The 15945-nt window shown below is 61.8% G+C and carries 14 protein-coding genes and 1 other RNA gene; 13 read left to right on the top strand and 2 right to left on the bottom strand.

The window, feature by feature from the left end:
* Positions 1-41 precede the first annotated feature (41 nt).
* From aroQ to O3303_RS02885, 8 genes are all read left to right on the top strand, one after another.
* Positions 42-488, top strand: coding sequence for a type II 3-dehydroquinate dehydratase (gene aroQ / locus O3303_RS02920; protein ID WP_269560572.1), 447 nt, complete (start codon positions 42-44; stop codon positions 486-488).
* Positions 489-653: 165 nt separating this feature from the next.
* Positions 654-1718 carry an aminotransferase class V-fold PLP-dependent enzyme gene (locus O3303_RS02915; RefSeq protein ID WP_269560571.1) on the top strand — a complete coding sequence of 355 codons (1065 nt, stop codon included), beginning with the start codon at positions 654-656 and terminating at the stop codon, positions 1716-1718.
* A gap of 101 nt (positions 1719-1819) precedes the next feature.
* The gene (locus tag O3303_RS02910; RefSeq protein ID WP_269560570.1) at positions 1820-2380 is read left to right on the top strand and encodes a MarC family protein; all 561 of its coding nucleotides are present in this window, start codon (positions 1820-1822) and stop codon (positions 2378-2380) included.
* A gap of 82 nt (positions 2381-2462) precedes the next feature.
* Positions 2463-2933 carry a ribonuclease HI gene (gene rnhA / locus O3303_RS02905; protein WP_269560569.1) on the top strand — a complete coding sequence of 157 codons (471 nt, stop codon included), beginning with the start codon at positions 2463-2465 and terminating at the stop codon, positions 2931-2933.
* 178 nt (positions 2934-3111) lie between these two features.
* Entirely contained in the window at positions 3112-3603 is a 492-nt protein-coding gene (gene tnpA / locus O3303_RS02900; RefSeq protein WP_269560568.1) for an IS200/IS605 family transposase, read from the top strand.
* Between the two features lie 218 nt (positions 3604-3821).
* Positions 3822-4220, top strand: an RNA gene (rnpB, locus tag O3303_RS02895) — RNase P RNA component class A.
* A 220-nt stretch (positions 4221-4440) separates the two neighbouring features.
* The gene (locus tag O3303_RS02890) at positions 4441-5598 is read left to right on the top strand and encodes a sigma-54-dependent transcriptional regulator (protein WP_269560567.1); all 1158 of its coding nucleotides are present in this window, start codon (positions 4441-4443) and stop codon (positions 5596-5598) included.
* 136 nt (positions 5599-5734) lie between these two features.
* Entirely contained in the window at positions 5735-6232 is a 498-nt protein-coding gene (locus O3303_RS02885; RefSeq protein ID WP_269560566.1) for a DUF421 domain-containing protein, read from the top strand.
* A 172-nt stretch (positions 6233-6404) separates the two neighbouring features.
* Here O3303_RS02885 and O3303_RS02880 read toward each other — a convergent pair whose 3' ends face one another.
* Positions 6405-7409 (bottom strand): acyl transferase, encoded by a 1005-nt coding sequence (locus tag O3303_RS02880; RefSeq protein ID WP_269560565.1) that lies wholly within the window; start codon positions 7407-7409, stop codon positions 6405-6407.
* Between the two features lie 117 nt (positions 7410-7526).
* On the opposite strand from O3303_RS02880, the gene O3303_RS02875 reads away from it, so the two are divergent.
* Positions 7527-8102 carry a hypothetical protein gene (locus tag O3303_RS02875; protein ID WP_269560564.1) on the top strand — a complete coding sequence of 192 codons (576 nt, stop codon included), beginning with the start codon at positions 7527-7529 and terminating at the stop codon, positions 8100-8102.
* Positions 8103-8225: 123 nt separating this feature from the next.
* On the opposite strand, the gene O3303_RS02870 is transcribed toward O3303_RS02875, so the two are convergent.
* Positions 8226-10646, bottom strand: coding sequence for an alpha-ketoacid dehydrogenase subunit alpha/beta (locus tag O3303_RS02870; RefSeq protein WP_269560563.1), 2421 nt, complete (start codon positions 10644-10646; stop codon positions 8226-8228).
* Positions 10647-10893: 247 nt separating this feature from the next.
* Between O3303_RS02870 and O3303_RS02865 the strand changes: the two genes are divergently transcribed.
* From O3303_RS02865 to O3303_RS02850, 4 genes are all read left to right on the top strand, one after another.
* The gene (locus O3303_RS02865; protein WP_269560562.1) at positions 10894-11667 is read left to right on the top strand and encodes a DUF1573 domain-containing protein; all 774 of its coding nucleotides are present in this window, start codon (positions 10894-10896) and stop codon (positions 11665-11667) included.
* A gap of 205 nt (positions 11668-11872) precedes the next feature.
* The gene (gene ald / locus O3303_RS02860) at positions 11873-13000 is read left to right on the top strand and encodes an alanine dehydrogenase (RefSeq protein ID WP_269560561.1); all 1128 of its coding nucleotides are present in this window, start codon (positions 11873-11875) and stop codon (positions 12998-13000) included.
* Positions 13001-13262: 262 nt separating this feature from the next.
* Positions 13263-13859 carry an SMI1/KNR4 family protein gene (locus tag O3303_RS02855; RefSeq protein ID WP_269560560.1) on the top strand — a complete coding sequence of 199 codons (597 nt, stop codon included), beginning with the start codon at positions 13263-13265 and terminating at the stop codon, positions 13857-13859.
* A gap of 152 nt (positions 13860-14011) precedes the next feature.
* Positions 14012-15943, top strand: a complete 1932-nt coding sequence (locus O3303_RS02850) for an LTA synthase family protein (RefSeq protein WP_269560559.1) — start codon at positions 14012-14014, stop codon at positions 15941-15943.
* The last annotated feature ends 2 nt before the right edge of the window (positions 15944-15945 follow it).

The raw sequence follows: 15945 nt of genomic DNA, 5'->3' as shown, positions 1-15945 counted from the left end.
GCTGAGCCTAAGCCCCAGGCCCCATTCCCTAAGCCCCACACATGCAGCTTCTCATTCTCAACGGCCCCAACCTCAACCTGCTCGGCCGCCGCGAGCCGGGCATCTACGGCACCCGCTCCTTCGAAGACTACCTGCCCGAGCTGCGCGCCGCCTTCCCGGAGGTGCAAATTGAATACTTCCAGAGCAACCACGAGGGCGAGCTGCTCGACAAGCTGCACGAAGTAGGCTACACCTACCACGGCATCGTGCTCAATGCCGGCGGCTACACCCACACCAGCGTGGCCCTCGCCGACGCCGTGGCCGCCATCAACACGCCCGTGGTGGAAGTGCACCTGAGCAACCTGCACGCCCGCGAGGAATTCCGGCAGCGCAGCCTACTGGGCAAGCACTGCATCGGCAGCATCAGCGGCTTCAAGCTGGAAAGCTACCGCATGGCCGTGCAGTACTTCGAAAGCCAGCGCCCCAAGCGCATGGGGTTTAAAGTGTGATTTTGGGGTGATCAACAGAACGTCATGCAGAGCGCAGCGAACAATCTCGCCAGTGCACTATTAATTACCACTCGGGCGAGATGCTTCGCTGCGCTCTGCATGCCGTTCTCTTGATCACCTGCCCCCCGACTACCTTTGCACTTCTCCTCTAGCCTCACTACACCTATGTATACATTCAATCCAGGCCCTGCGCAGGTGTACCCGCAGGTGCGCCAGTATCTGCAGGACGCTTTCGACGAGGGCTGGCTCTCGGCCCCGCACCGCGGCGAGCGGTTCACGGGCCTCATGCGCCAGACCGTGCAGGAGCTCAAAAACAAGCTCAACGTGCCCCAGGACTACACCGTGTTCTTCATGGGCTCGGCCACGGAGTGCTGGGAAGTGCTGACGCAGAGCCTCACGCCGCGCAAAAGCTTCCACCTCTACAGCGGCGCTTTCGGCGAGAAATGGTACGAGTACGCCAAGGCTTTGCGCCCAGCCTGCGTCGGCTATCCGTTTGGCATTGATGAGGTGCCCGACGTGGCGGCCCTGCCCCTGCCCGACACCGAAACCGACCTGGTCTGCATCACCCAGAACGAAACCAGCAACGCCACCCAGCTGCGCGACGGCTTCATTCTGAACCTCTACAACCGCCTCGGCCAAGCGCTGCTGGCCGTCGATGCCACCTCGTCGATGGCGGGCGTGCAGCTCAAGTTCATCAAGGCCGACATCTGGTTTGCGTCGGTGCAGAAGTGCTTCGGACTGCCGGCGGGCTTGTCGGTGATGATTCTGTCGCCGCGGGCCGTGGCGCGGCTGCGCGACCAGAACGAGCGGGGCCATTACAACTCGCTGGTGAGCCAGTACGAGAAGATGCTCAACTGGCAGACCACCTACACGCCCAACGTGCTGGGCATCTACCTGCTCAGCCGCGTCCTGCACGACCGGCCGGCGCTGAAGGCCGTGCATCAGCACCTGCAGGAGCGCGCCACCAAACTCTACGACTACTTCGAGCAGGCCACTCAGCTCACACCCCTCGTCACGAACCCCGAAACCCGCTCCACCACCGTCATCGGCCTGCAGGGCCCACCCGCCCTCATCGACGAGGTGAAGCGCCGCGCCCTGGCCCAGGGCCTGCAACTCGGCAACGGCTACGGCTCCTGGAAGGCCGGCAGCCTGCGCATCGCCAACTTCCCGGCCATTCCGGATGAGGCGTTCGAGCAGCTGGTGCAGTTCTTCGCCCGGGAGTTCGCCTGATGTAACACCAAGCTCCTGCTTGGTGAATCGTTGCTGACGGCCGCGTCCAATCAATTTCATCGTTCATCGACTCACCAAGCTGGAGCTTGGTGTTACGGCCTATGTTCAGTCTCAAAGAAATCTTCTCCGTCACGCTCACGCTGTTTGCCGTGATTGATATTCTGGGCTCCATCCCGATTATCATCCAGATCCGGCAGCGCGAAGGCCAGATTCACTCCGAGAAGGCCACGCTGGTGGCAGGCGTGCTGATGGTGGTGTTTCTGTTTCTGGGGCAGAGCATACTGAGTTTGTTCGGGGTTGATTTCCAGAGCTTCGCGCTGGCGGGCGCTGTCATTATCTTCCTCATCGGCATGGAGATGATTCTGGGCATCGAGCTGTTCCGGCACAATCCGCTGGCGGCGTCAGGCTCCATTGTGCCGCTGGCGTTTCCGCTCATTGTAGGCGCCGGCACCATGACCACGCTGCTCTCCTTGCGGGCCGCCTACCAGCTGCCCAACGTGCTGGCCGGCATCGTGCTGAACCTGGTGTTTGTGTACGGCGTGCTGAAAAGCTCCGCCTGGATTGAGCGCAAGCTCGGCAAGGCCGGCGAAGACATCCTGCGCCGTGTGTTCGGCGTGATTCTGCTGGCCATTGCTATCAAGCTGTTTAAATCGAATTTCTGACTGTAGTGCTTAGGGCTCAGGGCTTAGGCTGTTTGAAACACCTATTTTCTAAGCACTAGGCCCTAAGCACCAAGCACTACTTATGATTTACCTGTTTACCGACGGCTCGTCGCGCGGCAACCCGGGGCCGGGCGGCTACGGCGCCATTCTGCGCTTCGGCCAGCACGAGAAAGAGCTGACCCAGGGCTTCCGCCTCACTACCAACAACCGCATGGAGCTGCTGGCCATCATCGTGGGCCTGGAAGCCATCAACCGCCCCGAGCTGCCCATTACCGTCGTCACGGACTCTAAGTACGTGGTGGATTCGGTGGAAAAGAAGTGGGTGTTCGGCTGGCTCAACAAGCCCGATTTTGGCAAAAAGGCTAACGAGGACCTCTGGCGGCGCTTCGTGAAGGTGTACCGCCAGCGGATCGTGCACTTCAAATGGGTGCGCGGCCACAACGGCCACCCCGAAAACGAACGGTGCGACCAGCTCGCCGTGCGCAGCGCCACCGGCGGCGGCCTGCTGATTGATGACGGCTACGAATTAATTGAGGCACGGCGTGCGGGGTAGCCAGGGGCTTGCTACTGCCCTGCCCGTAAGCCTGCTCTGCCCAGACGCATCCTGGACCCGGAATTGAATGTGCGTACGGCTACTCTGCCCGCAAGCCCCGGAGGGGCGGCATATTGGTAGAAATAGTACGTAATTCCGATGCTCAAGCCCCGGAGGGGCGACACCTTAACGGCGCCTCATGGCCAACACGTACACGCAGATTCACCTTCACCTTGTATTTGCCGTGCGGGGCCGGGCCTGCCTGATACCTGCAGACCGGGCTGAAACGCTTTACCGCTATATCACCGGCATCGTAACGAATCAGGGCCAGAAGCTACTCGCCATCAATGGTATGCCCGACCACCTGCACTTGTTGATTGGGTTGCGGCCGGAAAAGGCACTTTCGGACCTGGTTCGTGACACGAAGGCCAACTCCGCCAAGTTCATCAATGAGCAACGCTGGCTGAAAGCAAGATTTGCCTGGCAGGAAGGTTTTGGTGCGTTTTCCTACAGCGCCTCTCAGTTGCCAGATGTAATCCGGTACATTCAGCATCAGCAGGAACACCATGCAAAACGCACATTCGCTGAAGAATACCGGTTGTTGCTCGAACGATTTGGCGTGGAGTACAACGCGAAATATGTATTTGAGTCTGTAATGCCAGACGAGCCGCAAGGTCCTGGTGCCTCCTGAAGATTTCGAAGCTTCCAGCCCCGGAGGGGCGGCATGTAGGTAGCCAATAGACCATACCATAACGCAAGAGCCCCAGCAGGGCGGCACCTTAACGGCACAGATAAGGTGCCGCCCCGCTGGGGCTTTGAGATTATCAGCGAACCTGTTTTCTACCAATATGCCGCCCCTCCGGGGCTGGCTAGTGCTTACTGCATGATATCTGTGCTACCTTTGCCTCAGTGATGAGTCGCTCCACCGCGGCGCCGCAAGGCGACGAGGAAAGTCCGGGCAACACAGAGCACCCTGCTTCCTAACGGGAAGGACCGGGAAGTGTAATGCGACCCGGGACAGCCAGTGCCACAGAAAATACCGCCTACGTTGCCCTCGGGCAGCCGGTAAGGGTGAAAAGGTGCGGTAAGAGCGCACCAGCGGCTGGGTGACCAGTCCGGCTGGGTAAACCTCAGGGGTTGAAAGACCAAATAAGCTGGCACGCGTCCTGCGAGGACGTACCGGGCGGCTCGTCCGGGGCCAGCGGGTAGGTTGATGGAGCCTTTCCGCGAGGACTGGCCTAGATAAATGGTGGAGACGCGGCCTCTCGGGGCAGCGTACAAAACCCGGCTTACAGACTCATCACCACGGCTTTCGGCCGCCGCAGCTTCGGGTGCGGCGGCCGTTTTGGCGTTTTGTCATCCTGAGCCATCCGTCATCCTGAGCTTGCGAAGGACCTTATCACGCCTGAACACCATCGTTCGGTGGTGCCCCAAACGTGACAAGCTCCTTCGCGCTGCTCAGGATGACAGAAAAGGCATCGTTTGCGCCCTTGTTTTCGTTACTTTCGCTGCCCAACTTCCTTTGCTTATGCCCCGCATTCTTATAATCGACGACGAAAAGGCCATCCGCCACACGCTCAAGGAAATTCTGGAGTACGAAAGCTACCAGGTCGACCAGGCCGAGGACGGCCCGACCGGCCTCGACATGCTCATCCGCGACAAATACGACGTGGTGCTCTGCGACATCAAGATGCCCAAAATGGACGGCATCGAGGTACTGGAGCGGGCCCGCATCGTGGCGCCCGACGCGGCCTTTATTATGGTGTCAGCCCACGGCAACGTGGAAATGGCCGTGGATGCCACCAAGAAAGGCGCCTACGATTTCCTGCAGAAGCCACCAGACCTCAACCGCCTGCTCGTGACGGTGCGCAACGCCCTGGACCGCACCAAGCTGGTGGCCGAAACCAAGACGCTCAAAAAGAAAGTCGCCAAAAGCTCGGAGATGATTGGCTCCTCGGCGGAGCTGGGGGCCGTGCGCAAGGCCATCGAAAAGGTAGCCCCTACCGACGCCCGGGTGCTGATTACGGGTCCCAACGGCGCCGGCAAGGAGATGGTAGCGCGCCAGCTGCACGAGCTCAGCAACCGCGCCGGCGGCCCGCTGATTGAGGTGAACTGCGCCGCCATTCCGTCGGAGCTGATTGAATCCGAGCTGTTCGGGCACGAGAAAGGCTCGTTTACGTCGGCCGTAAAGCAGCGCATCGGCAAGTTCGAGCAGGCCGACGGCGGCACGCTTTTCTTGGACGAAATCGGCGACATGAGCCTTTCGGCCCAGGCCAAGGTGCTGCGGGCGCTGCAGGAAAGCAAGATTACGCGGGTGGGCGGCGAAAAGGAAATCAGCGTGAACGTGCGCGTGCTGGCCGCCACCAACAAAAACCTGCTGCAGGAAATTGCTGACCGCAACTTCCGCGAAGACCTCTACCACCGCCTCTCCGTCATCCTGATTCAGGTGCCAGCCCTCAACGACCGCCGCGACGATGTTCCGGAGCTAATTGAGAAGTTTCTCAAGGACATTGCGTCCGATTACGGCAACAAGCCCAAGAAGATTGACGCCGCCGCCCTCGACTACCTCAAGGGCCTCGATTGGCGCGGTAATATCCGGGAGCTGCGCAATGTGGTAGAGCGCCTCGTGATTATGAGCGACGACACCATCTCCGCTGCCGACGCCAAGGCATTTGCCGGGAAATAACTCTCGGCAGCCGACAACCATCAGCCGGCCGCTGCGGTTCTACCACCAATAACATACAGCGCGGGCCAGCCGCCGGGTACGAATCCGGTGACTGGCCCGCGCTGTTGTCTGTTTCACTTTTTGCCCGATCCAGCTGATGCAGGAGTTTTTCAATAACCTACTGGGTATGCAGGCCACGGCCGATACCATCACCATCGGGCAGACCTGTGCGCGGGCGGTGCTGGTGTTTCTGGTGGCGCTGGTGCTGCTGCGGCTGTCGGGGCGGCGCACCTTCGGCGGCAACAGCGCCCTCGACATGGTGGTGAAGTTCATGTTTGGCGCTTTGCTCAGCCGCGTCATCATTGCCGATGCGCCGATGGGCGTCACGTTCACGGCTGCCGCCGCGCTGGTATTTGTACACCGGGCCCTGGCGTATGCCGTCTATTTTTCGCCGCTGCTGCGCAAGCTGGTGAAGGGCTCCGACTCCATCCTGGCGGAAGGCGCCACCATTCACCAGCACGAGCTGGCCCGGGCCAGCGTGAGCGAGCAGGAGCTGCGGGCCGGCGTGCGCGCCACCGCCAACACCGACGACCTATCTACCACCAAAGTAGTCCGCCTGGAGCACGACGGCACGATTACCGTCGTGAAGAAGTAACCAGTCATTCCGAACGGAGTGAGGAATCTTGGGTAAGGTGATTTTGGAGAGGCAGTCCGATGTAGAGACGCAATATTTTGCGTCTCGCCGTTGCTGATATTGTTATAAATGAGCTGTTGCAGGCCGTTCAACGACGAGACGCAAAATATTGCGTCTCTACATGACAGCTTGGCTAGCTACCGGCCATCTGATTGCAGCCGCGCACGTCGGAGTTATCGAGGCGGCCCAGCACTTCAAACGAGCCGTCGGGGTGCATCCTTGCCAAGTCCTTGGTTTCGATGAAGGCGCAGCTGTCGATGTTGGCCAGGTCGATGACGTTGAGGGCGCCGTCGGGGCGGGTTGCGCTGACGGAGAACGGGTCGGCGGGGTCGCGCAGCAGCACGTGCAGCTGGGGCGGGGCGTGGAAGCGGCCGTCGCCGAAGCTGTAGGCCTGGCTGAGCATTTCGGTCATGCCGTACTCAGAGTGGATGCCGGCCGGGCCGAAAGCCTGCTGCAGCTCGGCGTGCAGTTCTTCCCGGATCATCTCGCGGCGGCGGCCCTTCATGCCGCCGGTTTCCAGCACCGTGATATTCTGCAGCTCCGGCGCGGCCCCGTACTCGGCGGCCAGGTCCAGCAGGGCGTAGCTCACCCCGAACAGCAACACCCGGCGGCCGGCCGCTTTGGCCTCGGCCAAAGCCCGCAGCAGCGCGGCGTGGTCGTGCAGGAAAAATGCCTCCTGCTCCTGCCCCGACTCACGGGCGAAATACTCCACCATCGCCACCAACGACGAGTGCCCCTGCTCCAGGTACGAGGGCAGCAAAGCCAGAAACGTCCACTCCGTGAGCGGGCCGTAGAACTGCCGGAAGATGTGCGCGGCGTTGTGGCGGTAGAGCTGCGGGTCGCGGAGGAGGTGGCGGCTGCGCTGCTGCAGGGTGGTGCCGCTGCTCAGAAACGTTTCCTGCGGCTCCCATTCGGCCGGCCCGGTGCGGACTTCCTGGGTTTTAAAAAACTCGATGGGCAGAAACGGAATGTCTTCGAGCCGCGAAACGTGCTGCGGGTCGCGCCCGAGGGCGGCTAGGTAGGCAGCGTAGGGCAGGCAGTGCTCGGCTTGGTGCCGGAACAGACGCAGGGCGGCCGCCGGCGCGGTTTCGGGCGTCAGGTGGGGCAGCTCAGCTAGGTAGTCGGTGCGGAAACTCATTGGGGCTCGGCGGGGTTAGCAGAGAGAATAACAATTGCCGGGCGGCTTCGTTGAGAAATCGTACCTTTTGCCTTCCATAAGGCTATTTTCGCCTTACAGCAGCTATTTACTATGACCATGTTTCGTACGCTTCGTCTGGGTTTGGGGCTGGCAGTGGCCAGCGTGGCCGTAGGTTCGTGCATCAGCCCGCCGGAATTTCCGGATACGCCCAGCATCGAGTTCAAGTCCCTTACTGTAGTACGCCAGCCAGCAAACCCCGGCGACATTCCCGCCGACAGCGTGATTATCACGCTGGGCTTCGAGGACGGCGACGGTGACCTGGGCCTCACTCAGGATGAGTATAACAACCCGCCCTACCAGCGCTTTCTCGACGGCGGCGCGCTCAACCCCGACCACTGGAATTACATCATCAAGCTGTTCGTGAAGAACCCTACGGGACAGTTTGTGCCATACACCCGCACGCCCGACGGCCTGACAATCCAGCCTGAGGCGTACTACGGGCAGTTTCCGCACCTAGAGCCCAATGCCGAGAAGAAAGCACCGCTACAAGGCGACCTGCGTTTCGGCCAGCGCCTATCACTGGGCTCCCCGTTCTTCCCCGGCCAAGAGGTCCGCTACGAAATCACCATCAAGGACCGCGCCCTAAACTCCAGCAACACCGTCACGACCAGCAGTTTTGTGGTGGTAAGATAGAGTAAACAGCCTGTCATCCTGAGCAAAGCGAAGGACCTTATTACGGAAGAACAAGTCGTTGTTGCGACTATCGTTCAGCCGTGATAAGGTCCTTCGCTTTGCTCAGGATGACAGTTAATTCACCTAATAAATGGCCGGAAACTGCTTGGGAGCCGCCTCCTGAAGCAGCTCGTACACGGCGTCGAACACGTCTTCGGCGTTAGGCTTGCTGAAGTAGTCGCCGTCGGAGCCGTAGGGCGGGCGGTGGGGCTGGGCCGCTAGGCAGCGCGGGGCCGCGTCGAGGTGGCGGTAGGCGTCCTGGCCGTCGAGCACCTGCTGGAGCATGTAGGCCGAGGCGCCGCCGGGCACGTCTTCGTCGGCAAACAGCACGCGGTTGGTTTTGCGGATACTGTCGGTGATGACGTGCTCCAGGTCGAAGGGTAGCAGCGTCTGCACGTCCAGCACTTCCACCGAAATCCCGACTTCAGCCAGCTGCTTGGCGGCGTCCAGCACGATGCGGCACATCGAGCCGTAGGTGACCACCGTAATGTCGGTGCCTTCGCGCAGCACTTCGGGCACACCCAGCGGCAGCGTGAACTCGCCCACGTTGCTCGGAATCCGCTCTTTCAGGCGGTAGCCGTTGAGGCATTCAATCACGATGGCCGGCTCGTCGGAGCGCAGCAGCGTGTTGTAGAAGCCGGCCGCCTGGGTCATGTCGCGCGGAACGCACAGGTGCATGCCGCGGATGGCACCCAGAATCATCTGAATCGGGGAGCCGCTGTGCCAGATGCCTTCGAGGCGGTGGCCACGGGTGCGCACGATAAGCGGCGCCTTCTGGCCACCCTTAGTGCGGTACTGCAGGCAGGCCACGTCATCAGAGAGAATCTGGATGGCGTAGAGCAGGTAATCGAGGTACTGAATTTCGGTGATGGGGCGCAGGCCGCGCAGCGCCGCCCCGATGCCCTGCCCCACAATGGTGCACTCCCGGATGCCGGTATCGGTCACGCGCAGCTCGCCGAATTTGTCCTGGAGGCCCGCAAACGCCTGGTTCACGTCGCCGATACGGCCCACGTCCTCGCCGATGGCGAAAATGCGCGGGTCACGCTGGAAGTTGGCGTCGAAGCAGGCCTGCAGAACCTCGCGGCCGTCTACCTGCGGAGCATCTTGGGCAAACTCCGCCTTCACTTCCTCTATGTTGCCAATGGCTTCTTCGCTCTGGCTGAACAGGTAGGAATTGTAGCGGTCGGCGTTTTCGGCCAGGGCCTGGTCGAGCCAGCTGAGCAGGTCGCGGCGGCCGGCGCTGCGAGTGCCGCGCACCTGGCGCAGGGCCCGGCGCACGGTGCGCACCAGGTCGGCCCGGATGGGCGTGGGGTTATGCTCCAGGTGCTCTACCAGCTCGTGCAGGCCGTTTTCGGTGCCGGTGTCGGCCACCAGCTTGTTGAGCAGCACCACTACTTCGTCGCGCTCCTGCTTGATGGGGTTGAAAAACTCGCTCCAGGCAGCCGTGCGGGCTACTTTCACGGTTTCCTTGGCGGCGGCTTCAATCTGGTTGAGCTCGTCTTCGGTGGCGTGACCCTCGGCCAGCAGCCACTCGCGCATTTTGCGCAGGCAGTCGTGCTCTTCTTCCCAGGTCAGGCGGTCTTTGCTCTTGTAGCGCTCATGCGAGCCGCTGGTGCTGTGGCCCTGCGGCTGCGTCACCTCGGTTACGTGGATGAGCACCGGCACGTGCTGGGTGCGGCACACCTCGGCGGCGCGCTGGTAGGTATCGACGAGAGCAGCGTAGTCCCAACCTTTTACCACGAAAATCTCGAAGCCCTGCTCGCCTTCCCCGTCGCGCTGCAGGCCGGCCAGGATGGCGGAAATGCTTTGCTTGGTGGTCTGGTACTCGGCGGGCACCGAAATGCCGTAGTGGTCGTCCCAGACGCTCATCAGCAGCGGAATCTGGAGCACGCCGGCGGCATTCAGGGCCTCGAAGAACATGCCTTCGGAGGTGCTGGCGTTGCCGATGGTGCCAAACGCCACCTCGTTGCCGTTCACCGAAAACTGGTAGTACTGGTGCAGCTCGGGGTTTTGGCGGTAGAGCTTGGAGGCGTAGGCCAGCCCCACGAGGCGCGGCATCTGGCCGGCGGTGGGCGAAATATCAGCCGACGAATTCTTGCTTTGCGCGAGGTTCTTGAAGTTGCCATCCTCGTCGAGGATGCGGGTGGCGAAGTGGCCGTTCATGGCGCGGCCGGCGGTGGCGGGCTCGGCTTCAGCGTCGGGGTGGGCGTAGAGCTGGGCGAAGTACTGCTGCAGAGTCAGCTCGCCAGCGGCCAGCATGAAGGTCTGGTCGCGGTAGTAGCCCGAGCGCCAGTCGCCGGGGCGGAAGGCGCGGGCCATGGCCAGCTGCGGCAGCTCCTTGCCGTCGCCGAAGATGCCAAATTTGGCCTTGCCCATGAACACTTCTTTGCGCCCGGCCAACGAGGCCTGCCGGCTTTCCCAGCCCAGGCGGTAGTCGTGCAGCAGATCGTCTTTACTCAGAGTTGTGGTAGTGGCCATCAGGTCAGCAGATACATCGGTGGGCATAGGGCGGGTGGGGAAGGGTGTTGGGGGCAGGAATTTAGCGGGCGGAAAGAGAGCCTGCGGCAAACAGGCGCCCAAAAGTACGGATTTGACCGGGAGCATTCATGGGGCGGGGTTGATACGCGGCCGGCACGTTTTTGTATATCTTTGAATTGGCTGTGGTGCGCGGCTGCCGCGTTGCGCCTCAGCTATGCTCTTTCGACTCCATTATTCACCGATACGCGAAGCTCCTGCTTCGCGCTACACTCTTATGAAACACATTGCCTCCCTCCTGATTTTCTGTTTGTTGGCCCTGGGTGTCCGGGCGCAGGGCGTCATAACGTTCGAGAAAGACACCCACGACTTCGGCAAAGTGCCCGAAGGCACCATGGCCACCTACGAATTCAAGTTCAAGAACACCGGCAACCAGCCCATTGTCATTGCCAACGTGCAGGCCAGCTGCGGCTGCACCACCCCCGACTGGACCAAGACGCCGGTACTGCCCGGCAAGTCGGGCATCATCAAGGCCATGTACAGCAGCGCCGGCCGCCCCGGCATCTTCAACAAAACCGTGACCGTGACCAGCAACGCCAGCACCCCCAGCGCGGTGCTCACCATCAAGGGCGACGTGGTCAACAAGTCGGAGATGAAGTCGATGATGACACCGGCCCAGATGGCGCAGTCGCCGCGGCTGGTGCTGGACCGCAACGTGCATAATTTCGGCAAAATGGAAAGCGGCCAGCAGGCCGCGGCCAAGTTCACGGTGAAAAACCCCGGCAAGCAGCCGCTGGAGCTGGGCATGATTACGTCGCCGTGCAACTGCATCGGCTATAAGGCGGTGCCGCCCACGATTCAGCCGGGCCAGAGTGCCGTGGTGGAAATCCTGTACGCCCAGCGCCAGACCGGCCAGATGAGCGACGTAGCCACCCTGACCTCCAACGACCTGAACGGCGACGTGAAGCTGACGCTGAAAGCCACCGTAGTGCGCGACCTGAACGCGGGCAGCATGGTGAAAGAAAGCGGCGCCGTCGTACCGTTCAAGTAGGATTCTACGGCAGTATCAGAACGTCATGCAGAGCGGAGCGAAGCATCTCGCCAGTGTAGTGATTCTACCACACTGGCGAGATGCTTCGCTCCGCTCTGCATGACGTTCTTGTTTTGATAGTCCTGCGCGCTTCCTCCTCACAATGCCAGCGGCAGTGCCTATCTTTGTGCCTTCAATTTTCACCCACCCACCTTCACGTTCTGCCATGATCATCGGCGTACCGAAAGAAATCAAGAACAACGAAAACCGCGTAGGCCTGACGCCTGCCGGTGTAGCTGAATTCCGCAAGCACGGCCATGACGTGTACGTGCAGGCCACGGCCGGCAACGGCAGCGGCTTCTCCGACGCCGAATACGAACAGGCAGGCGCTACCGTGCTGCCTACCATCGAGGACGTGTACGCCAAGGCCGAGATGATTGTGAAGGTGAAGGAGCCGATTGCTTCCGAGTACCCGCTCATCAAGGAAAACCAACTGCTGTTCACCTACTTCCACTTTGCCTCGGGCGAGGAGCTGACCCACGCCATGATCGAGCGCAAGGCGGTGTGCCTGGCCTACGAAACTGTAGAACTGCCCTCGCGCGCTCTGCCCCTGCTCATCCCGATGAGCGAAGTAGCCGGCCGCATGGCCCCGCAGGAAGGTGCCAAGTATCTGGAGAAGCCGTTGAAAGGCCGTGGTATTTTGCTGGGCGGTGTGCCCGGCGTGAAGCCCGCCGAAGTGCTGGTGCTGGGTGCCGGCATCGTGGGCACGCAGGCCGCCAAAATTGCCGCCGGTCTGGGCGCCAAGGTAACCGTAATGGACATCAGCCTGAACCGTCTGCGCGAGCTGGACGACTTCATGCCGAAGAACGTGGTAACGCAGTACTCCAACGAGTACAACATCCGCGAAGCCATCAAAACCGCCGACCTCATCATCGGCGCGGTGCTGATTCCGGGTGCCAAGGCCCCGCACCTCATCACCCGCGACATGCTGAAAACCATGCGCGCCGGCACCGTGCTCGTGGACGTGGCCGTGGACCAGGGTGGCTGCATCGAAACCTGCCGCCCCACCACGCACGAAGACCCGACCTTCATCATCGACGACATCGTGCATTACTGCGTGGCCAACATGCCAGGCGCGGTGCCTTATACTTCCACCCTGGCCCTGACCAACGCCACGCTGCCCTACGCCGTGAAGCTGGCCAACCTGGGCTGGCAGGAAGCTTGCCGCCGCGACGAGGCCCTGCGCCTCGGCCTGAACGTGGTGCATGGCAAAGTGGTGTACAAAGGCGTAGCCGATGCTTGGGGCCTGCCCCTGGAGTCGGTGGAGTCGGTAATGGAAGAAGCGACTGTTTAGATAGCAGTTAAGTGTTAGAAATTGAGCGTTCTGGCGGCCTTTGGACGTTGGGACGCTCAATTTTTGATTTTTGAGGCAGCCAGATGTAACGCGAAGTTTCACTTCATGAAGCGTATGCACTGCCAGTATGAGGCCTAGTGGTGTAGGCCGTTCCGGCGTTGCGCGAAGTGAAACTTCGCGTTACCTCTTTCTGGCCGGGTAGCGGCTTACCGCGGTTTGCGCTGTAGCAAGGCCGATTTTTAATTTTCATTACTCCATTGCCATGAAAGGCATTCTGTATACTGGCGGCGAGCTGACCGACTTGGTGAGCTTCGCCCGCCTTCCCTCCTACCTGCAAGCCTTCCTGCGCGAGCAGAACGGCGTGGTGGCCTACTTCGGCGGGCTGCACATCCGGGGGTGCGTGGCCGAGCCCGGCTGGCATTCCCTGGCTGAGGCCTGGCAGGGCCCAATAGCCTTCTGGCGCACCTACGCGCAGGTGCTCGAAACCGACATTCCGTTCGGGCAGGACTGCGCCGGCAACCAGTTTCTGCTGCGCGGCGACGCCGTGCTGTGGCTGGACACAGAAACCGGCGAGCTAGCCGACCTGGAGGTGGATTTTAAGCACTTTCTGTTCGGGGCCGAGAAATTTCCGCTGGATGCTTTGGGCATGGAGCCGCTGCGGGCCTTCCAGCAAAGCGGCGGCGTGCTGCGGCCGGGCCAGCTGCTGAGCATCTACCCGCCCTCCTGCATGGCCACCACCCAGCAAGCACCCAGCCTGAAAGCCATCGGCGCGCCGGAGCGTTTGGCGTGGCTGGCCGACTTCCACCGCCAGATCAAAGACCTGCCCGACGGCCAGTCGATCAGCCTGAAGCCCTTGTAGCATAGGCTTCAGCCTGTGCCGTTTTGCGCATACACGGGGAAGTAGCGCGAAGCCTTTGCTTCGCGTTTTGTTACTGCCTCCGGCTGTTCACCAACAAAATTTTGCGAAACGCGAAGCAAAGGCTTCGCGCTACAGCACCCTTTTGCACTGCTATGCCTGCTGAGTTTCTGCGTTTGTTGGCTCGTCGTTTTCTGCTGCTGCTGGGCGCGTATCTGCTGCTGCGCCTGGGGTTCTATGCGGCCAACCGCACTACGTTTCAGGAGGCTGAAGCCGGGCAGGTTTTGCTGGCGTTCTGGCACGGGTTCCGGTTTGATGTGGCGGGGCTGCTGCTGCTCAACATTCCGTTTCTGCTGCTGTCGTTGGTGCCCAGCCGGGCGCGGGGCTGGCAGCGGCTGGTGCAGGTGGTATGGCTGCTGCTCAACGGCCTGGGCGTGGCGCTGAACCTGATTGACACCGAGTATTTCAAGTTTATCGGGCGGCGCACCAGCAACGAGCTGGCCACCATCGGTGACGACGTGCGGCGGCAGGCGGGCCAACTGGTGCTTTCCTATTGGTACCTGCTGATTCCGTTCGGGCTGCTGCTGGCGGTGCTGTGGCGGCTGTACCCGCTGCCGAAAGCAGCAGTCCGACACCCAAGCCCTGAGCCACCTAGCACGAACAACAAACCCCGAACAACGAAAACCGCTCTGCTCTACGCCGCGCAGGTGCTGATGCTGGCGGGGCTGGTGGTGCTGGGCATCCGAGGCGGGCTGCAGCTCAAGCCTTTGCGCACCGGCCACGCCTTCGGGCAGCAGCCGGCGGTGCTGGGCCACTTGGCTCTCAACAGCACGTTCACGTTCCTGAAAAGCCTCGGCGCCGAAACCATTGAGCGGAAGCAGTATTTCCAGTCGCCGGCCGGGCTGCGGCAGGCGCTGGCGGCCCGCCCGCTGCCGCCCGCCACCACCGCGCCCCGCCCCGACAACGTGGTGGTGGTGCTGCTGGAAAGCTTTGCCTCCGAATATACTGGCGTCGAAAACCCGGGCCGGCGCGGCTACACACCGTTTTTCGATTCGCTGGCCACGCACGGCGGGCTGCTGTTTCGGGAGCATTACGCCAACGGCCGCCGCTCCATTGAGGCGCTGCCGGCCACGCTGGCCGGCCTGCCGGGCCTCATGGACAACTCGTTCATCACCTCCAGCTTCCAGACCAACGAGTTGCACGGGTTGGGTGAGCTGCTGGGCCGGCGCGGCTACCGCACGTCGCTGTTTCATGGCGCCCAGAACGGCACGATGGGCTTCAACACCTTCGCGGGTATTGCGGGCATGCAGCAGTATTTCGGGCTTGATGAGTACCCCGGCGGCGCCGGCAGCCCCGATTTCGACGGGCACTGGGGCATTCCGGACGTACCGTATCTGCAGTATTTTGCCCGGGAGCTGGGCCGACAGCCCGAGCCGTTTTTCAGCACCGTTTTCACGCTGAGCGCCCACGAGCCGTTTCTGGTGCCGCCGCCCTACACCAAGCGGTTTGCGCCGGGCACGCTGCCTATTCACGCCACCGTAGCGTATTCCGACTTCGCGCTGCGGCAGTTCTTCGCGGCGGCGGCCCGGCAGCCGTGGTACCGCCGCACGCTGTTCGTGCTCCTCGCCGACCATACTTCGCAGTCCGACGACCCGGCGTACCAGAACACGCTGGGAGCCTACAAAACGCCGCTGCTGCTGTTCCATCCGGGCCGCGCGCTGCCCGCCGCTAACGTGCACCGCATCACCCAGCAGGCCGACGTGCCCGCTACCGTGCTGGACTTGCTGCAGGTGCCGGTGCCGCCGCGCCAGCTGCTACCCTTCGGCTCGTCGGTGTTTGATAGCACTGCCACGGGCCGCGCCGTGTTTCTGAGCGGCGGCAGCTACTTTCTGGTACACGCCGACTTCGTGACGGAGCTCACGGCCGACAACCAGGTGCGGCTCTACCCCTACCAGACCCATGCGCTGCCCGCCGCGCCCCTCGCCCACCCCAACCCCGAAAAGCTACGCCAGTACGGCAACGAGCTGAAAGCCTGCGTACAGGTGTTCAGCACCGGCCTGCTCGACAATACGCTCTACCACCGGTAGCG

It is taken from the genome of Hymenobacter canadensis (assembly GCF_027359925.1).
GTDB lineage: Bacteria > Bacteroidota > Bacteroidia > Cytophagales > Hymenobacteraceae > Hymenobacter > Hymenobacter canadensis.
Note: the sequence above shows the minus strand (reverse complement) of the source record. Positions and strands in the feature narration are given on the sequence as shown.